This window comes from Streptomyces sp. NPDC050743 (genome assembly GCF_044456925.1).
Lineage (GTDB): Bacteria > Actinomycetota > Actinomycetes > Streptomycetales > Streptomycetaceae > Streptomyces.
Genome location: NZ_JBITGJ010000108.1, coordinates 1 through 19,939, shown reverse-complemented (window position 1 = coordinate 19,939; position 19,939 = coordinate 1). Strand labels below are relative to the sequence as shown.

Genomic DNA, 19,939 nt, shown 5'->3' with positions numbered 1-19,939 from the left:
TTCCGGGTGGCCGCCTTTGTGTTCCCCGAAAAACTCCTATTACATAATTACCCCCACATATTTTTTTTTTGGGGGGGGGGGGGGGGCGGGCGCCCGGGCCCCCCCCCCCCCCGCGGCGGGGGGCCGCCCCCCGACATGTCAGGCGACCGGATCCCTAGGGAATCGGGTGAGCAGTTCTCAGGCTGCCATCCGGGTTGAGGATGACCTTGATCCCGTACGCCCTGTTGGTTCCCAGGCCTTGGGACGGAATTCTGCCCATGATTCCGACACCGTCGGGACCCGCATTGATCCTTCCCTCGTAGACGTACCCGTCACGTCCTTCGGAGTTGGGCTTGGCAGGGTTGTTCTTCACAACCTGCTGAATCCACTGTTGGACCTTCTTGCCCTTACCTATGAAGGCACCATCCCAATCCGGATCGTATTCCTTGCCACCGATGCGATGCCCGTCGAGCGTGTGCTGCCAGCCATCATGCTTGTCGGTCTTCCAGATGATGTCCGGGTTCTGCGCACCAGGGTCCGACGGGTCGAAGCGGGGACCACTGCCACCGCTGCTGCCACCGCCACCGCCCGACGAACCGCTGTCGGAGCTTCGCAGATTGCCGAGGTCCTTGCCCAGGCTGGTCGCTCCGTCGACGGCCGCCGTGGCCCCGGCGGCCGCGGTCGCGAAGCCGGATACGGCCATCGCGCCGCCCGCCACACACGCCCCGCCGAGGGTCTCGATGCCGCCGGCGATGCACATCGCAGCGCCGCCCAGCATCATGTCGACACCACCGAACATGCCCGCCACGCCGACCGTGGTCTCGAGAAGGTCGCCGCCGATGTTGGACAGAGTGTCGGAGTTGTCGGAGACCCAGTCCACGGCGTCCGAGCACCAGTCACACCAGCTGTGACCGTCGAGCTCGATGTTGGTGGTGGGATTACCTCCGGCGAACGCGTACCGGTTACCGGTGAACGGGTCCGCGCCGAGGTTCATGTCGGCCAGGGCGCCGCTGTACATGTCCCGGGTGGTGAAGCGGTTCAGGCCCGGGTCGTAGTCACGGAAGCCCATGTCGTACGTGCCGGACTGGGCGTCCCAGCGCTTGGCGTTGAAGCGGTACGGGTTGTACGCCTCCTTCGTCGGGTCGGCCGCGTCCGGCTTGTCGATGCCCGTGAACTCGGACGTGTCGTCGGATCCGTACGCCGTGTAGCCGTACGTCGCCTTCGTGTCGCCGTTGCCGTCCGTGAGGGTCTCGACGTCGGAGTGGCCGTTGTAGCCGTAGTAGCCGTCCTCGGTGGTGCCGTCGCCGTTGTACTTGATCTGCGACAGCCGCTCGCCCCACGGGCTGTACTGGTACGACTTGGTCAGCGCGCCGGCGACCTTCTCGTCCAGCACCTGCTGCGACAGACCCAGGTACTCGTAGTCCGTCGTCTTGCCGGCCGTGGTCTCGGAGGTGGTGCGGTCGAGTGGATCGAAGGCGTACGTGGTCGCCTTCAGGGCGCCAGCGCCGTCCGCCTTCTCGGACTTGATGACGTGGTCGAAACCGTCGTACGTGTTCCGCTGGACGACCTGACCGCTTGTGGTGACGGACTCCTCGCGGCCGAACGGGTCGTAGTTGTAGTTGGCCGAGGCTCCGGACGTGGTCGCCGTCAGCAGGCGGTTGCGATCGTATTTGAACGCGGTCGTGATGTCCTGAACCGTCTGGTTGATGACATTGGCGTTGTTGTCGTGGACGTATGTCTCCGTCCCCGCGCCGTTGCCCGTCTTGACCGCCTGCTTCAGCCGGTCGGCGGGGTCGTAGGTGTAGTCCGTGGTGGAGTCGAGGTACGCCGAGTGGTTGTCGGCGTTCATCTTCCGCGTCACGTCCTGCGACTTGTTCCCGTTCGGGTCATAGCCGTAGGTGTGCGAGGAGACGAGGGCGCCGCCGGACTTCTTCTCGGTGGTGGACTTGACCAGGCCATCCAGGAAGTACGTGTAGTCAACGGTGTTGCCGTTGGCCTTCGTCTCCTGGAGCTGCAGACCGCGGTCGGTGTAGGTGTACGACGTCACCTTCGGGGAGGTATCCGTCGAGGACTTGCCGACCGAGACCGTCTTGACCAGTTCACGAGTGTCGTACGTGTACTTGGAGTACTGGTCCGAGTGGTCGATGGTCTCCGGCTGACCGTCGCCGTCGTAGGAGTACGACGTCGTCTTCTTGGCGGTGCCGGTCAGCGACTCGGTCACCTTCTGGACCTGGTTGAGGCCCGTGTAGGTGATCCCGTAGTTGTCGATCTTCGCGGTCGACGAGGTGTCGTCGATCGAGGTCATGTTGCCGTTCGCGTCATAGGTGTACGCGAACGTCTTCTTCTCGTTGTCGGTGTCGGCCGAGTTGTCACGGACCAGCTTCACGCCGTCGGCGACCACGGCGCCGCCGCTGTTCTGGAACAGCTGCAGCTTCGAGGCGTTGCCCTGCTTGAACGCGTAACTGCCGAGAGAGACCCAGGTGCCGGTGTTGGCGTTCTGGTCGACCGTCTTGTCCACCGTGCCGGTGTCGTACGTGAGGGTGTACTTCGCCGTCGTCGCGGCGCCCGTCACCTTCGGGAACTTCACGTACGCGGTGTACGTGCCGTCCTTGGGAATGTTGAGCGTCCACGTGAAGGAGTCCGTACCCGTGCCCGCCGCGTGGCTGAGGTGGTCGTAACCTTGCTGGCCGGTGAGGTTACCGGAGGTCCAGGTACCGGTCTTCGCCGTGTTCTGGGTGTCGGAGTTGTCGACCAGCACCACCGCACTGCCCACCGGCACGCCGTCGTCCGACCGGGACTTCAGCTTGCCGTCCGGGTAGTACGACCAGGTCATCGTGCGGTTCGACGAGCCGCCCGCCGACGTCAGCGTCCGGGCCGTCTGCTGGCCCAGGTCGTTGTAGTCGTAGGTGGTGGCGATGTCCCACGGGTCCGTGGACTTCTTCACCCAGCCGTTGTCGAAGTAGTCGTAGCTGGTGGTGTTGCGGACCGTCTGCCCGTCGGACGGCGGCAGAGACGTCGAGGCCACTTGTCCGACCGCGTCGTACGTGGTCTGGGTGTAGACGTTCGGGTCGTTGTAGCGCGAGTCGGCCGGGTCGTAGGGCAGGTACTGCTTGACCGGGCGGTTCAGCGCGTCGTAATCGGTGCGCTGCGTGAACGCCGTGGTCGTGCCCGCCGCGACGGCCCGAGGGGTGATCACCTTCGTGGTGTTGCCGACCTGGTCGTACTCGTACCTGGTCGTGTTGTAGGTGATCGTCGAGATGCCGTCGTGCGGGACCTTGACCTCGGTCTGCTTGCCGCGCTCGTCGTAGGTGATGAGCGTGGTGTTGTTCTCGGCGTCCGTGGCCGAGGTGACCAGGCCGTCCTTGTCGTATCCCTTCTTGTTGGTCTTGCCAGCCGCGTCCGTGACGACCGTGGCCCGGTGGTCCAGGTCGTAGGTCGTCTTGGTCGTGTAGTCGGTCGTGTCGGTCGTCGCGTTCTTCTTGGGGTCGATGACGGTGACGACATTGCCGACGTTGTCGTACTCGTAGCTGATGGTGTCCTGGTTGGCGTTCACCACCGACGTCAGCTGGTAGATCGCGTCGTAGTTGTTGGTGGTGACGTAGTCGGTGGTGTCCGACGTGGTCAGGGTGCCCTTGGGCTCGGTAGTCGACTTGACGTTGCCCACCTTGTCGTAGGTGTAGCTCGTCACCCGGGCATCGGACGTGGTGGTGTCCTTGGGCTCCTCCAGCGACGTCACCTGGTCCGCCGCGTCGTACACCGCCTGGTAGACGGCGCCGTTCGTGGCCGTGGAGGAAGTGACGTTGTCGTTGGCGTCGTAGACCGGCGCCGGAGTGGTGATCAGGACGCCCGCGGTCTGGTCCTTGGGCACGGTCTTGACCAACGGACGGCCGAACGTGTCGTACGTCTGCGTGGTCTTCTTATTGTTGGCGTCGGTGACCTGGGTGACCTGGCCACGCTCGTCGTAGACGTACGACGTGGACTTGTTCAGTGCGTCGGTGATCGTCGCCGGGTAACCGGTGTCACCGAAGCCGCTGTACGTCGTCGGGTTGCCGTTGGCGTCGGTCGCCTTGGTCAGCTCGCCGTAGGCGTCGTAGTCGTACTTCGTGGTGTAGTCGTCCGGCACCGTGGTGGTCGCGACTCCCTTGGGGTCGGTGACCGTCTTCAGGTTCCCGAACGAGTCATAGCCGAACTGCCAGGCCCGCCCCTCCGGGGAGGTCTTGCGGAACAGGTCCGCCGAGAAACCGTCCGCGCGGGTCTGGTACTCGTACTTCGCCGCATTTGCCGGCCACTTGGTGGTGTCGGAGACGCAGGTGGACGTCTGGTCCGGCACGCCCGCCTTGTTGTTCTCCGCGTCGCGCTGCCAGAGCGGGTAGCCCGTCTTCTGGTCGTAGCAGTACGCGGTCTTGGCGCCGTTGTCCTCCTCCAGGTACGTGACGTTGTTGTCCGCGTCCCAGCTCATCTTGGTGGTCTGCGACTTGGCGTTGGTCGTCTGGACCGGGCGGCCGAAGTCGTCCGTCACGTACTTCGTGGCGTGCGTCTCGGCGTCCGTGACCGTGGTGTCGGTGAACTTGGTGTTCGCGGTGTCGGCCGCGTAGGCGAAGCCGGTGTCACCGCCGAGGCGGTCGGTGATGGTCTTCGTCCACCAGTGGTACTTCGGGTCGTCCCCGTTCTGCGGCGCGTAGTACGCCAGCTTGGTGTCGTGGCCGCGCGGGTCCGTGGCCGTCACCAGCTTGACGTTCTTGTTGCCCTGGGTGGCGTCGTAGGTGAACTTGAAGTTCTTCGGCTGGGACGAGCCGTCGCCGTCGGTGAACTGACCGAGCAGGCCCTCCACCGTGTAGTAGAAGGAGACCTTGCGGCCCGAGATGTCCGTGACGGACTTCAGGTGGTCGTAGATGTCCGGGTCGGTCAGGCTCGTGCCGGTGACCTTGGAGCCCGTACCGTCGATGTAGCTGTAGGACGCGTCACCCTTCTTGTAGTAGTCGAGCGTCAGGGACTGCCGGCCCGCCGGGTCGGTGACATAGGCGAGGAACTTCGCCGCCTTGCCCTGCGTCTTGTGCTGCTCGTAGGTGTAGGTCTGCGTGTTGCCGTTCTTGTCCACGACAGACGTCAGGTAGCCGTCACAGCCGAAGAGGAAGCGGGTTCCGTCCGGGCGCAGCAGCGTCCAGGCGTCCGGGACCGGGTCCTTGTCCGGGGTGCAGTCCAGGCCCGCCTTCATCGTGATGCGGTAGTGGACGCCCGCGGGGGCCTTCCACGAACCGTCGGGCTGCTTGGTGAAGACGTGCGTGGTGCCATCCCCGTCAGGCAGCCGGATCTCGCTCGCGTTCTGCACCGGGTTCGGGTGGAAGTCCAGCTGTGCGCCGAGCCGGATGGGCCCGCCCAGCTGCGCCGACCAGCCCGCGCCCGTGCCACCGGTGGTGTTGTCGGTGTCCAGCGAGTTGTACGCGAACCGCGCGAACGTCGTCAGACCACGGCCCGGGTTGCTGAACGCGTTGTACGACCACACCGTGTTGCCGGAGGCCAGGTTGTTCATCACCGTCGAACCGGCGCCCGTGTTCTTACCCGTGTAGGAGTAGAACTTCTCCAGGCCCAGCGCATTCGACGTCGGGTCCTCCACCGCCACGTTCTGCTTCAGCGGCGGTATGCCCCCGGTTCCGGCCGACAGCCAGCTGCCGTCGGAGACCTTCTTGACGTCCCAGCCGAGCACGTACTTGGTGCGCTTGCTGCCCGAGTCCGAGTTGATCGGGGTCTTGACCTGCGCCTGGATGGTCGTCGACTGGCCGGGCGAGAGGGCCGGGATGGCGGTGGAGAGCTGGTTGCCGCCGTTCGTCACGTCCGTGCCGTCGGGCAGCTGCCAGGTGTACGACAGGACCCGCTCACCCGTCGCCCACGCACTCGACGTGGTGTTGGTGACCGTGAAGTCCACCGTGTACTGGGAGTTGGGCGTCATACGGGCCGGGGTCTGCGGCGCGTAGTACGTGTCGTCCGTCGTGGAGTCGACGTAGATCACGCGCAGCAGCGGGCCGATCTGCTGGTCGGCGGTCTCCGAGGCCAGGAACATGGTCTGTTCCTGCGGGCCCGTGGCGGTCTCGTCCTTCAGCTTGATGAGGGCGCCGTGGTTGGAGGTGGGGGTGCGGGTCCAGCCCTGGGTGAGGGAGGTCGCGTCCCACCAATGGCGGCCGACGTCGGAGACCGAAGCCACCGTGTCGGAGACGGTGCCCGAGTAGTCGCCGCCCGCCGTCGTCCACGCCGTGCCGGTCGCGGCGTTGTTCCAGGTGGCCTGGGTCTCGGTGAAGTCCTTGTTCAGGCCGTGGAGTTCGTAGATCGCGCCGTTGGTCTTGGTGGTGGTCTCCGCGCCCCACATGAACAGGCGGGACTCCAGCACCGTGGCCGTCGTCGGGATCGCGCTGGTCGGGAACTTCATGACCGCGCGGGTCTTCTCGGTGGAGTTCGTGGGCGTGTTGTTGCCCACGCTCAGCCACTTCTGGCCCACGCCGTCCCGGCTGACGGTGTCCAGGTTGGTGGTCGGGGTCGCGGAGGACAGCGTGGTGTCCGTGACGCCGGGCGTGGTGCCCTGGATCAGGCGCATCGTGCGGCCCGCCTTGGGCACGCCGACGATGCGGGTCGGGGAGCCGAGGAGCTGGCCGTCCTTGGTCTTCACCGCGAGCTGGTAGTAGTACGACCGCCCGATCTCCACCGAGGAGGAGTCCGGCGTCGGTGTCGCGGTGGTGTCGATGTACGCCGTCGCGGACTTGTCGATCGGCGCCACGAGCGTGGCCGCGGACGGGGTGAACGCCTGCTGCGTGGAGCGGTGCAGCTGGTACTCGACGATATCGTTGTTCGGGTCACCGGTGGTGTTCGAGTAGGCCTTCCAGCTCAGCTCCGGGCCGGTGCCGTGGACCACGGTGGGCGAGTTCAGCGTGGTGCCGACCTTGCCGTACGTCACCGTCAGCCGCGGGATCGTCGACGTCTCGCCGCCGTAGTCGCCGTCGCCGGCCTCGTAGCGCGGACCGCCCATCGGGCCGGCCGTCGACTCGTCGGCGGCCTTGAGGATGAACCCGTTGTTGACCGAGGTGCCGTCCAGCCACTGCTGCACGGTGTCGGTCACCGGGAACTTGTGCCACTGGCTGTACTCGCCGATGTCCTTGTTGATCATCGCCGGGTTGGTGAAGCGGACCGCGTCCGCGATCACCGCCGTGGTCGCGGAGGCCGGGCCGTCGCCGAGGACGACCTTGCCCGCCGTACCCGCCGCGAAGTCGATCTGCGCGCCGCCCGCCAGCGGGGCCCAGACACCGTTGGTGCCGGACTGCTGGTTCACCGTGTAGGTGGTGGAGCCGGTCTTGGACGTCACCGTGTACGGGGCGTTGGTGGCGCGGTCGGTGGCGGCGACGTAGTGGACGTCGACCTGGTAGGTGCCCGCGTCCTTGATGTTCGGCTGCCAGGTGTAGGTGTCCCCGGCGACCGTGTCCTTGTTGTAGTGGTAGTCGCCGTTGATGCCGTACTGCGCGAGCGAGGACGTCGTCGCGGGCCAGGAGCCGGTGGCCGCCGTGGTGCCCGCGTCGCCGTCGTCCACCGTGTAGCTGGTGCCGGACAGCTCACCGACGTACGCGCTGGTGCTGTTCCAGGTCGCCGACGTCTCGTCCCAGGGGTTGGTCATCCGGTGCACCTCGACCGGCACCTTCGTGCCGCCGCCGTCGTGGGCGTTGTCGAAGTACATCTCCAGGCGCGCCGAGTCGATCTTCGTGCCCGACGGGATCTCGCTCAGCGGGAACTTGATCAGGGAGCGGGCCGTGCCGGTGGCCGTGCGGCCGACCGACAGCTTCCAGGAGGTGTTGAAGTTCGTCGTCGGCTGGTCCGACAGGACCATCACGTCCTGCGAGTCCGTCGGCGACGGCGCGATCGTGATCGTCGGATCGATCACCACCGGATACTGACGGTCCTTCGACGCCAGCCACTTCGCGTCGGGCGTGACGGTCAGCTTCCAGGACTTGCCGTCCCGGGTCAGCTGCTGCCGTACGGCCGTGCTGTAGGTCTTGCCGAAGACGGACTTGTCCGCCTTCTTCGCGTCCGTCATGAACGGCGCCGGGATCACCATCACCGGCGTGTTCGGCAGCGCGCCGTACAGGGCGATCGAGCCGTCCTTGCGGGCCCTCGGCACCAGACCGTCGGTGTCGAGGGTGAAGGTGAACTTCAACGGGGCGGTGGGCCGTTCGGCGAGGGTGATGTTCTCCTTCACCCGGCCGGGGCCGACACCGTACTCCAGGTCCGCGCCGTTGACCGCGTCCTTGTAGGTGACCGTCGAGCCCTTCACGGCCGGCTTCAGCGCGCCGTGCGTGCCCTCCAGGCCGAGGGTGACCGTGCGGCCGTCCGGTGACCGGAACCGGATCAGGTGGTCCGCGTCCGAGCCGAACCAACTCCGGCCGTCGTTGGTGGTGTTGGCGTAGTCGAAGCCCTTCGCGTCCGTCGCGTGGACGGCCGTGTCGATGGGCTTCCAGGTCGCCTTCTTGCCGGAGCCCGAGCGGTACGACGTCGGGACCGCCGACAGCTCCGCCTGCACCCGGCCGTCGGACAACTGCCAGAACCGCGCGGTCGAGGTGCGCCGCCCCTTCAGCTCCTTGACCCGCCGGGCCTTCGGGGTTTTCTTGCCCTTCGGCAGCTTCTGCCGGTCGGCCACGTCCAGTTCGTCATGGGACGGCGGCTTGTCGAGGTGGTGGTCGTCGTCCGTGAACCAACCCTTGACGGTGTCGACGATGCCCTTGTCGTGGCCGCCCGATCCGGAATCGGACTCGGGTACGGCATAGGCGATCTGCGGCAGCGCGGTACTTGCCACCGCCGACACGACAAGGCAGGAGATCAATCTCCCATATCGGACTTTCACGTCCAGTGCCCTTTCTTTGGTGGCGCACCCGCGTTTTCACCGACGCCCTTGCGCGCGCGTGCGCCAGGGCGAATGCGGGCACGCCGAACTTCCGAACCGGGGAATCCCGGCCGGAGACTGTGTCGAGCCGTGCCACGCGGAAGCGCGCCCGACTGGCGCTTTCAGTCGCTCCTCACCGTGTTCTCGCTGTGTTCTTCCTGTGTGGCGGGCGCCGTTCTAATCACCTCGGTGATGTCCTGTCAATTGCTAACGTAAAAAGGACACTTGACCTCACCTTGGGTCGGAGCCATGTTTTCCTGGCGTCGATTCGCCCGATTCTTCCGCTCGCTGGCCTGTGGCTTTCCTGTGCGCTATAAACCCCGGCTCGGCACTCCATGCGCGAGTGCCGGCAAACGCTGCCGAGCCGAAAGCGGAACCCATGTCATCCACGGAGCCCACGGAATCCACGGAATCCTCGGAAAAGGAGCCATCCGAAGGCGGCCTGGACTGGCGCTCCCTGACCGTCGCCGGGGCGCTGGTCGCCCTCTGCGGTGGACTCGTGCTGTACGGCGTGCTCGACACGAAGGACAAGCCGGCCAAGCCGCATGTCCCGACCGCGGCCGTGACGTACGAGGTGACCGGCGACGGCACCGCCGACATCGCCTACCAGGGCCGCAGTGAAACCGGTTCCGCCACCGTCGACCGTGCGGTCGCGCTGCCGTGGAAGAAGACCGTGGACGTCCCGCTGGGGCGGCCGCCGCTGGTCTCGATCACGCTCGGCGAGAAGGGCGGGCAGGCCAGCTGCTCACTCGCCGTCCGCGGCAGGCACGTCCAGACCGCCTCCGCGTACGGGAAGTTCGGGCGCGCCACCTGCCAGGCCGAGCTCGCCTCTCCGGCGCCCGCCAAGACCGGGTGACGTCCGGACCTTTCCGTGCGCTCTACAAGTGCCGCCTGTGTGACAGGTGGTGTCATCGTGTTCATTTCTAGGGGTGGGGTAGTTGAGTCCTCGCAGGACCCGTGCGTACAAACCGCTCAGCCTGAAACGAAGGGCCTGGCTGACGACCGGAGCGGTCGTCCTGAGCGGTGCGGGCATCGTCACGTACGCGATCGCGGATCCGGGCGCGCAGTCCGACGGCAAGGGGCAGAGCCGCAAGGCGTCGATCCACACGCTGAAGCTGGAGAGCAAGGGCTCGGGCCGCGAGAGCCTCGACAAGAAGGACACGGACCGTTTCAGCGCGGTCCTGCTGACCTGGGACGACCCCGACGCCAAGAGCAAGGGCACGCCCGAGGTGCGTACCCGGGACCTGGAGAGCGGCAAGTGGTCGGCCTGGCAGAAGCTGCAGGACGACCCCTTCCAGGCCGACGGCGCGGAAGGGGCCCGGGGCGACGCGATCCGCGGCGGTACGGCCTCGCTGTGGACCGGTGACTCCGACGGCGTCCAGGTGCGCCTGGTGAACGCCGACGGCACCGAGGCGGGCGGACAGCCGGCCGGCATGGACGTCAAGCTGCTCGACCCGGGCACCGATCCCAAGGGCACCACGGAACCCGCGGCGTACGCGGAGGAGACCACCGCCCCGGCGACGGATTCCCCGGCCCCGACGGATTCTCCGGCGCCTTCCGATTCGGCGGTTCCTTCCGATTCGGCGGTTCCTTCCGATTCGGCGGTCCCTTCCGATTCGGCGGTCCCCTCCGGCTCGCCTTCGCCGAGTGACTCGGCCGTCCCGTCGGATCCGCCGTCCGCTTCGGTGTCACCGTCCGGCTCCGCCTCCCCGTCGCCCTCCAGCACCGTCCCGGCCCCCCGGCCCTCCACGGTCGCGAAGCCGCCGATCACCACGCAGGCCGAGTGGGGCGCGTCCACGGACTACAACGGCACGCCGGAGTACGGCACCGAGATCAAGGCCGCGGTCATCCACCACACCGGCATGGACAGCGACAACACCCTGTCCTGCGCCCAGTCCCGGGCCCGGATGCGCTCCATCCAGCAGGAGCACTTCGCCCGCGGCTTCTTCGACATCGGCTACAACTTCGTCGTCGACAGGTGCGGCCAGATCTTCGAGGGCCGCAGCGGCGGCATGGATCTGCCGGTGATCGGCGCGCACGACATCGGGTTCAACACGAACACGGTCGGCATCTCGTACATCGGCAACTACGTGACCGCGCAGCCGTCCCGGGCCGCGCTCGACGCGATCGCGCGGATCATCGCCTGGAAGTTCGGGATGTACGGCATCGACCCGACCGGCAAGGTGACGCTGACCTCGGGCAGCCCGAAGGGCCAGGACGGCAACCTGGTCGACAAGGGCACGTCGATCACGCTGCCGCGCGTCTTCGGCCACCGGGACACCAACGCCACGGCCTGTCCCGGCGACAACCTGTACAAGAATCTCTCCCTGATCGCCGCGCTGGCCAAGACCCCGGGCGTCTCGCACGCCCTGCGCACCTCGGACTACAACCGGGACGGCGTCAGCGACCTGGTCGCGGGCACCCCGAAGGCCAACTCGCTGACCGTGGTCCCGGGCGGCGTCGACGGGCCGGTCACGGCGTCGAAGGTCACCCTCACGCAGAACAGCACCGGCGTACCCGGCACCACCGAGACCGGCGACGACTTCGGCGCCTCGACCGCCTGGGGCGACGTCAACGGCGACGGCTACGCGGACCTCGCGATCGGCGCGCCCGGCGAGGACGACACCAGCGGGAACGCGGACCGGGGCGCGGTGACCGTGCTGTACGGGCCGGGCCTCAACTCCGGCTTCACATACACCACTTCGGGTGTCACGGCGGCGGGCGCCAAGCTCGGCTCCACCGTCACCGTCGGCGACTTCAACGGCGACGGCAAGGCGGACCTGTTCTCGGCCGGCACGGGCGCGGGCGGCAACTGGAACGTGCGGCTGACCGGCGGCGCCACCACCTCCGGCACGCTCACCACGTCCACCGGCGCGGTGGCGTACCCGGACGCCGCGACCGGCGACTTCAACCGGGACGGATACACCGATGTCGCCCTCAACTACCGTGACTCGGGCGGCGTTTCGCGGGTGGTCCGGTTCGCGGGCTCGGCGAGCGGGCTGACCAAGGCGGGCGTGCTCAGCGTCAAGGGCGGCCGGTCCATCGCCTCGGCCGACTTCAACGCCGACGGCTACGACGACATCGTCGTCGGCCAGCCGTACACCTCGGAGTCCGGCGCCTACAAGGGCGGCCAGGTGACCATGCTGCTCGGCTCCTCCACCGGGTTCACCACCACCGGCATGAAGACGATCACCCAGGACACCTCCGGCGTGCCGGGTGCCGCCGAGGACGGTGACGCCATGGGCTGGTCGGTCTCCGCCGGCGACTACAACGGCGACGGCTACCCCGACGTGCTGACCGGCGTCCCCAACGAGGACATCACGCGCGACAGCGTGAACCGCACCAACGCCGGCCAGGCGATCCTGCTCAAGGGCGGCTCCACCGGCATCACCGGCACCGGCGCGATCGCGGTCTCGCAGGACACCTCGGGCGTCCCCGGCTCCACCGAGAGCGGCGACCAGCTCGGGACGGCGGTGTCGCTGACCGACCTGTCCGGGTACGGGCGGGCCGACCTGACGTTCGGCGTGGGCGGCGAGGACGGCGGCGACGGCATCCTGATGTACCTGCCGAGCAACAGCACGGGCCTCGGCTACTCCCAGACGGCGGTGCTCAGCAAGTCCGCCCTCGGTACGCCGACGGACGCGGCCCTGGGCACGAACCTGACGCCGTGACGCTCCCGGCCGGGGCCCGCCGCGCGTGCGGGCCCCGGCCGGTCAGCGGGAGCCGGTCGCGTCCCGGCACAGCAGGCGCAGCGAGCCGTTGCCGTCGTAGGCGCGCCGGGCCTCGTCGATGGGGTCCCAGAGCCGGCCGTCGGGGGTGCGCACCCAGTGCTCGCCCCCGGTCGCCCACCACTCGGCGCCGCTCTGCCGGACGATCACCTCACCGGCGTAGGCACCGAAGCCGCGCAGCACGCTCTCGACGGCGGCGTGCGGCGGCCCCTCGCGCCGGATCTCCTCGATCATCCGGTCCACCCGCCACAGGCTCTGCGCCGAGTAGTCGAGCCAGACCCGGGCGCCCTCGCGCATGGTCGCCACGGTGTCCGCGGCCCACCGCACGGGCTTCGCCGCAGCGTGCGGCCTGGTCTCCTGATGTGCTGTCACGTACTGGGCTGTCACATAAGGAAGAGCGAGTGGGACGAGGCAACCGTCACCGCATTTCGAAGCGTTTCGGCAACCGTCGCAGGACTAACCCACGTCCACCGCACCACCCGCACAGGACTCGCGCACACAGGGGGGTTTGAGCCGCTCAGGCCCCGCTGCGCGCCCGCCGCGACACCACCGCGCGCAGCACCCGACGCCCCTCGATCGACAGATCCAGCGCACGGCGCAGGCCGTGCGGACCGTGCTCGGCCAGAAGGTCCAGCACCGCCGCCTGCCGCCGCAGCTCCGCCGCGACCAGCGGAGGCAGATCCGCCGTGTCCCCCGCCCGCCCGGCGTCGAGCCCCTCGACGGACGACGTACCGTCCGCCGCCGGATCCAGCAGCCGGTGGATGCGCAGGGAGGCGACCGAGCAGGCGTCGGCCCAGGGCCGCAGCGCGTCGGCGGTGCGCTCGGCCGGGGCCGCGTCCAGCATGCGCCGGACGAGCAGCGCGGCCTCGTCGTCCGGCTGCCCGGCACCGAGCGCCGCCCGCGCCTTCTCCAGGCTCGCGCCCCAGCCGGAGCCGTCGGCGAGGCTCGCCCACAGGGGCCGCAGCAGTTCGTCGTCGGCGCCGAGCAGGGGCAGGCACCGATCCAAACAAGCCAGCCCGCCGGCGGCCAGTCCACGTTCGTCGGCCTGTGCGATCCGTTCCACCAGGCTCATGAAATGTCTCCCTCGCCGGGGCGCCGACCGTTACGGAGCCCGCACTTCCCTTTACTGCGTGATACGGCGCGGGAGTGTCACAGCAGAGGTTTTCGGCCAAGTCAGCCCAGCCGGTCCGCCAGGTGACGGAAGTCGGTCCAGGACATCGCGGGCGTGCCCGGGTCCCACAGCTTCTGGGCGGTGGCCCGCAGCGGCATCCGGATGCCGGCCGCGACCTGGGCCTCGGTCTGCGCGTTCGGGAAGTCGCCCCACACCGCGAACGACCCGCCGAGGATCTGGCCGTCGTACCTCGCCGGTACGGCCGTCGTGCCGCGCAGCACCCGCGGGTTCCACTGCTCGTAGATCCGCTGTCCCGTCGGATAGACGAAGGTCTGCGGCTGGCCGAGGACGTAGTAGAGGAACTCGTCGTTGTAGTTGATCACCTTGCGGCCCGCGCTCAGGTACTCCACGGGCTGCCGGGCACCGATCTCCTTGCCGGTCCAGTAGGCGACCTGCAGGTCCTTGGCCGCCTGCACCGACGTACCGCGGTAGAAGCCGTCGTTCCAGGCCCGCAGGGTCCTGTCGTGCGCGCGGACGGTGCCGGCGCGGTCGTTCAGCCAGCCGGTGGCGAGGTCGGCGACCGTGCCGGTGGAGCCGTACTTCTGCCGGGCGGCGGCCGCGAGCTGCGGGTAGGAGGCCTGCGGGTCCTTCACGGTCAGCGCCTGGTACTCGTCGCCGCCGAGGTGCCACTGGTCGCCGGTGAACAGCCCCGCGTACTCGTTCAGCAGATCGTCGACGAGCTTGGCGGAGGCGGGCTTGGAGATGTCGATCGCGCCCTTGGTGGCGATGCCGCTCGCGTTGCGCAGCTGGAGGTCGGGGTGGGCGGCGAGGACGGCGCCCAGATGCCCCGGCGAGTCGATCTCGGGCACGACGGTGATGTGCCGGCTGTTCGCCAGGTCCACGATCCGCTTGACCTGAGCCTTGGTCAGATGGTCCTTGGAGACGATCTCGGGGTGGGTGCTGGACTCGATCCGGAACGCCTGGTCGTCGGAGAAGTGCAGCCCCAGCTCGTTGAACTTCAGGTCCCCCAGTTCCCGGATGCGGTCCTCGATCCAGGACTCGGAGTACGGCTTGCGCGCGATGTCCAGATTGAACCCGCGCACCGGCTTGGCCGGCTCGTCCCGTACGACCCCCTCCGGGGCCGTGCCACCGCCGTGGACCTCCTGCTTGAGGGTCCGGGTGCCGTAGAAGACGCCGGCCTCGCCGGGCCCGCTGATGTCGACCCGCCCCGAGCGGACGGTCATGGTGTACGACTCCTGGTTCCCGTCCCCGCCGCCGAGCGCCAGCCGTACGTCCCCGGCCCGCACGTCGTCCTTCTCCCCGGCGTAGGTCAGGCCGAGCTCCCCGGCGATCAGCCGGCCCTCGTCGGCCAGTTCCCCGTCGCTGATCACCACCCGGTCCGCCTTCTGCGGCTTCCAGCCGGGCCCGCGCGCCGGGGTGTGGGAGCGCACCGCGGGGATCGTGCGCGGTGCCTGGGACAGCGGATAGGTCTGGTGGGGCGTCGGACTCGCCGAGGGCGTGGCCGTCTCGCTGCCGGCCCCCGGGCCGACCGACGACTGCCGCGCACCGCCCTCCTGGCCGTCGCCGCCTCCGCCTGAGGAGGCCCACACGCCGACACCCGTGCCGAGCGCGACGGTCCCGACGACCGCAGTGGCCACCATCGCCCGCTTCCGTATCACCTGCTTCGCCGAAGCAGGGCGCTTGTGCTGGGTCACGCTGCCAACGTACGACCGATCGGCACTTCGTCCGTCATCGAGACGCTCCGAAACTCTCCCGTCCGGGTGAATTTCAGATACCACGCGGACAGACAGTGACCACTCTCGATAACGTGACGACACATCTTTCACAGCATCCCCTGCCACGCCACATGTGACGCGAGGACCCACGCTGCCCGCCCACCACCACCCGTATCTCCCCAAGCCCCTCGACGCCTTCAACGCGGCACCCGCCGACGAGGCACGCGCGCTGCTGCTCCACTGCCTGCACAGCCTGCGCTGGTCCCACCGCGTCGCGGACCACCGCCCCTACCCCGACCTGGACTCCCTTCTGGCCGCGGCGGACGAGGCGGCGTACGACCTGTCACCGAGCGACCTGTCGGAGGCCCTGGCGGGAGAAACCCTTCCCGACCTGCCCGAGGACACGTACTCGGCCGCCCACATGGCCCTGAGCGCGGCGCACGCCGCCTACGAGGCGAGATTCGGACACGCGTTCGTCATCTACCTGGGCGACACCCACCCGGACGAATCCCTCGACCGGATCCTCGAGGCGATCCGATCACGATTGACGAACGATCCCGAGGAGGAGCGGGTGACAGCGGCGGACGAACTGCGGCGCCTGGCGAGCGAACGGCTGCTGGCCCTGCTGAGAGGCCCGAGGCCGCGTCACCCGGCGGCTCCGCCGCGGGGCGCGGCCGGCCACAACGCACCCGCACACGGCAGATAGGGGCACACACCGCCCCGGCAGCCGCGTCCGCTCCCCCATCCGGTGCCAATTTGATCACACAAGGTAGGCCCCCCGTAAAGCACGGCGCAGCGTCTCGCTACGATGCAGAGGGCCGGTGGACCGTACCCGGCCGGGCCCGACCGACAGTGAAGCCGGCGCGGCCCTAGTCCCCGCTCCCGGAGGGTTCTTCCGTGCCGGCTGGAACGCTGTACCGCGGCCGGGAAGGAATGTGGTCCTGGGTGGCTCACCGAGTCACCGGCGTCCTCATCTTCTTCTTCCTGTTCGTTCACGTGCTGGACACCGCTCTCGTGCGTGTCTCCCCCGAGGACTACGACAAGGTCGTAGCCACGTACAAGACGCCGATCGTCGCGCTGCTGGAGTACGGCCTCGTCGCCGCCATCCTCTTCCACGCGCTCAACGGCCTGCGCGTCATCGCCGTCGACTTCTGGTCGAAGGGCCCGCGCTACCAGAAGCAGATGTTCTGGACCGTGATGGGTGTCTGGGTCGTCCTGATGGTCGGCGCGATCTACCCGGTCCTCGGCCACGCCGCCCGCGTTCTCTTTGGGAGCTGACGCCGATGTCCACGACTGAAACCACCACGCCCGGCGTCGGCCCCGTCGAGGGTGCCCCCGTCTACAACGTCGACAACCCGGCCCCGCTGATCGAGGCGCCGCGCAAGCGCACCAAGAAGTCCCCCAAGTCGACCCGGGGCAACTTCGAGCTGGCGGCCTGGCTGTTCATGCGCCTGTCCGGCATCGTGCTGGTCATCCTGGTCATCGGCCACCTGCTGATCCAGCTCGTGCTGGACGGCGGCGTCTCCAAGATCGGCTTCGCCTTCGTGGCCGGCCGCTGGGCCTCCCCCTGGTGGCAGGTCTGGGACCTGCTGATGCTGTGGCTCGCGATGCTGCACGGCGCCAACGGCCTGCGCACGGTCATCAACGACTACGCCGAGCGTCCGGCCTCCCGCATGTGGCTGAAGGCCCTGCTGTACACCGCCACGGTGTGGACCATCCTGCTGGGCACGCTGGTGATCTTCACCTTCGACCCGAACATCCGCTAGGCACGGGGCTGCGAGAATCATGAAGATCCACAAGTACGACACCGTCATCGTCGGCGCCGGTGGCGCGGGCATGCGCGCCGCCATCGAGGCGACGAAGCGCAGCCGCACCGCCGTGCTGACCAAGCTCTACCCCACCCGCTCCCACACGGGCGCCGCGCAGGGCGGCATGGCCGCCGCGCTCGCCAACGTGGAGGAGGACAACTGGGAGTGGCACACCTTCGACACGGTCAAGGGCGGTGACTACCTGGTCGACCAGGACGCCGCCGAGATCCTGGCGAAGGAGGCCATCGACGCCGTCCTCGACCTGGAGAAGATGGGCCTGCCGTTCAACCGGACCCCGAACGGCACCATCGACCAGCGCCGTTTCGGCGGTCACTCCCGCAACCACGGCGAGGCGCCGGTCCGCCGGTCCTGCTACGCCGCGGACCGCACCGGCCACATGATCCTCCAGACGCTGTACCAGAACTGCGTCAAGGAGGGCGTGGAGTTCTTCAACGAGTTCTACGTCCTGGACCAGCTGATCACCGAGGTCGACGGCGTCAAGAAGTCCGCCGGTGTGGTGGCCTACGAGCTGGCGACCGGCGAGATCCACGTCTTCCAGGCGAAGGCCGTCATCTACGCCTCCGGCGGCTGCGGCAAGTTCTTCAAGGTGACCTCCAACGCGCACACCCTCACCGGCGACGGCCAGGCCGCCGTCTACCGCCGCGGTCTGCCGCTGGAGGACATGGAGTTCTTCCAGTTCCACCCGACCGGCATCTGGCGCATGGGCATCCTGCTCACCGAGGGCGCCCGCGGCGAGGGCGGCATCCTGCGCAACAAGGACGGCGAGCGCTTCATGGAGAAGTACGCTCCCGTCATGAAGGACCTGGCGTCCCGTGACGTCGTGTCCCGCTCCATCTACACGGAGATCCGCGAGGGCCGCGGCTGTGGTCCCGAGGGCGACCACGTCTACCTCGACCTGACCCACCTGCCGCCGGAGCAGCTGGACGCCAAGCTCCCGGACATCACCGAGTTCGCACGCACCTACCTCGGTATCGAGCCCTACACGGACCCGATCCCGATCCAGCCGACCGCGCACTACGCGATGGGCGGCATCCCGACCAACGTCGAGGGTGAGGTCCTGGCGGACAACACCACCGTCGTCCCGGGTCTGTACGCGGCCGGCGAGGTCGCCTGTGTCTCCGTGCACGGCGCCAACCGCCTCGGCACCAACTCGCTGCTGGACATCAACGTCTTCGGCCGTCGCGCGGGCATCGCCGCCGCCGAGTACGCCCACAAGGCGCACTACGTCGAGCTGCCGGAGAACCCCGAGTCGTTCGTCGTCGAGCAGATCGAGCGGCTGCGCGACTCCACCGGCAACGAGCGGGTGGCCACGCTCCGTCGTGAGCTGCAGGAGACCATGGACGCCAACGTCATGGTGTTCCGCACCGAGCAGACGATCAAGACGGCGGTCGAGAAGATCGCCGAGCTGCGCGAGCGCTACAAGAACGTGGCGATCCAGGACAAGGGCAAGCGGTTCAACACCGACCTGCTGGAGGCCATCGAGCTGGGCAACCTGCTGGACCTGGCCGAGGTCATGGCCGTCTCGGCGCTGGCCCGCAAGGAGTCCCGCGGCGGTCACTACCGCGAGGACTACCCGAACCGCGACGACGTCAACTTCATGCGCCACACCATGGCGTACCGCGAGGTCGGCGCCGACGGCTCGGAAACCGTCCGTCTCGACTACAAGCCGGTCGTCCAGACCCGCTACCAGCCGATGGAGCGTAAGTACTGATGGCTACCCCTGTTCTGGACAAGGAAGAGGCGGCCGGCAAGCCCGAGCCCGGTTTCGCCGACTCCCCCTACATCACGGTCACCTTCCGGGTCCGCCGGTTCAACCCGGAGGTCTCGGCCGAGGCGGCCTGGGAAGACTTCCAGCTGGAGATCGACCCGAAGGAGCGTGTCCTCGACGGCCTCCACAAGATCAAGTGGGACATCGACGGCACCCTCACCTTCCGCCGCTCGTGCGCGCACGGCATCTGCGGCTCGGACGCGATGCGGATCAACGGCAAGAACCGCCTTGCCTGCAAGACGCTGATCAAGGACATCAACCCCGAGAAGCCGATCACGATCGAGCCCATCAAGGGCCTGACGGTCCTGAAGGACCTGGTCGTGGACATGGAGCCGTTCTTCCAGGCGTACCGGGACGTCATGCCGTTCCTGGTCACCAAGGACACGAACGAGCCGACGCGTGAGCGGCTGCAGTCGGCCGAGGACCGCGAGCGCTTCGACGACACCACCAAGTGCATCCTGTGCGCCGCGTGCACGTCGTCCTGCCCGGTGTTCTGGAACGACGGCCAGTACTTCGGTCCGGCCGCGATCGTGAACGCCCACCGCTTCATCTTCGACAGCCGTGACGAGGCGGGCGAGCAGCGCCTGGAGATCCTGAACGACCGTGACGGCGTGTGGCGTTGCCGTACGACCTTCAACTGCACGGACGCCTGCCCGCGCGGTATCGAGGTCACCAAGGCGATCCAGGAAGTGAAGCGCGCGCTGATCACGCGTCGCTACTGATCCGCCGTTCGCCTGCGGCACCTCGGGCCCCGTCTCCGGTCGCGCACCGGGGCGGGGCCCTCGCCGTACAACTCTCCCGTGCCGCCGTGTGTCTCCTGTGTGTACGCGATCAAGGAGACACATGCGCACGTACAGAAGGCTCGCCGTGGCGA

General features: G+C 68.1%; 11 protein-coding genes. 7 read left to right on the top strand and 4 right to left on the bottom strand.

All coding sequences use genetic code 11. The features are described from left to right. Positions 1-154: 154 nt before the first annotated feature. Complete coding sequence (locus tag ACIBJF_RS44870) at positions 155-7,843, bottom strand: DNRLRE domain-containing protein (RefSeq protein WP_399183140.1); 7,689 nt, start codon at positions 7,841-7,843, stop codon at positions 155-157. Between the two features lie 1,429 nt (positions 7,844-9,272). Here ACIBJF_RS44870 and ACIBJF_RS44865 point away from each other — a divergent pair. Beyond that, complete coding sequence (locus ACIBJF_RS44865) at positions 9,273-9,749, top strand: hypothetical protein (protein WP_399183133.1); 477 nt, start codon at positions 9,273-9,275, stop codon at positions 9,747-9,749. Between the two features lie 82 nt (positions 9,750-9,831). Further along, positions 9,832-12,564 (top strand): FG-GAP-like repeat-containing protein, encoded by a 2,733-nt coding sequence (locus ACIBJF_RS44860; RefSeq protein ID WP_399183131.1) that lies wholly within the window; start codon positions 9,832-9,834, stop codon positions 12,562-12,564. 42 nt (positions 12,565-12,606) lie between these two features. Here ACIBJF_RS44860 and ACIBJF_RS44855 read toward each other — a convergent pair whose 3' ends face one another. From ACIBJF_RS44855 to ACIBJF_RS44845, 3 genes are all read right to left on the bottom strand, one after another. Next, positions 12,607-12,993 (bottom strand): hypothetical protein, encoded by a 387-nt coding sequence (locus tag ACIBJF_RS44855; protein WP_399183130.1) that lies wholly within the window; start codon positions 12,991-12,993, stop codon positions 12,607-12,609. Between the two features lie 145 nt (positions 12,994-13,138). After that, complete coding sequence (locus ACIBJF_RS44850) at positions 13,139-13,693, bottom strand: hypothetical protein (RefSeq protein WP_399183128.1); 555 nt, start codon at positions 13,691-13,693, stop codon at positions 13,139-13,141. Positions 13,694-13,794: 101 nt separating this feature from the next. Continuing rightward, on the bottom strand, positions 13,795-15,393 hold the full coding sequence (locus tag ACIBJF_RS44845; RefSeq protein WP_399183137.1) for a glycoside hydrolase family 20 protein: 1,599 nt from the start codon (positions 15,391-15,393) through the stop codon (positions 13,795-13,797). Between the two features lie 208 nt (positions 15,394-15,601). Here ACIBJF_RS44845 and ACIBJF_RS44840 point away from each other — a divergent pair, with 208 nt between their 5' ends. The 5 genes from ACIBJF_RS44840 to ACIBJF_RS44820 all read left to right on the top strand — a co-directional run bounded on the left by ACIBJF_RS44840 (position 15,602) and on the right by ACIBJF_RS44820 (position 19,787). Beyond that, on the top strand, positions 15,602-16,174 hold the full coding sequence (locus ACIBJF_RS44840) for a 2-oxo-4-hydroxy-4-carboxy-5-ureidoimidazoline decarboxylase (protein ID WP_399183127.1): 573 nt from the start codon (positions 15,602-15,604) through the stop codon (positions 16,172-16,174). Positions 16,175-16,365: 191 nt separating this feature from the next. Beyond that, positions 16,366-16,746 carry a succinate dehydrogenase, cytochrome b556 subunit gene (gene sdhC / locus ACIBJF_RS44835; RefSeq protein ID WP_078992583.1) on the top strand — a complete coding sequence of 127 codons (381 nt, stop codon included), beginning with the start codon at positions 16,366-16,368 and terminating at the stop codon, positions 16,744-16,746. 5 nt (positions 16,747-16,751) lie between these two features. Then, positions 16,752-17,234 (top strand): succinate dehydrogenase hydrophobic membrane anchor subunit, encoded by a 483-nt coding sequence (locus ACIBJF_RS44830; RefSeq protein ID WP_399183125.1) that lies wholly within the window; start codon positions 16,752-16,754, stop codon positions 17,232-17,234. 19 nt (positions 17,235-17,253) lie between these two features. Further along, the gene (gene sdhA / locus ACIBJF_RS44825) at positions 17,254-19,008 is read left to right on the top strand and encodes a succinate dehydrogenase flavoprotein subunit (RefSeq protein ID WP_399183123.1); all 1,755 of its coding nucleotides are present in this window, start codon (positions 17,254-17,256) and stop codon (positions 19,006-19,008) included. Next, on the top strand, positions 19,008-19,787 hold the full coding sequence (locus ACIBJF_RS44820) for a succinate dehydrogenase iron-sulfur subunit (protein ID WP_388619912.1): 780 nt from the start codon (positions 19,008-19,010) through the stop codon (positions 19,785-19,787). Before sdhA ends, ACIBJF_RS44820 begins: the two co-directional genes overlap by 1 nt. Positions 19,788-19,939: the final 152 nt, after the last annotated feature.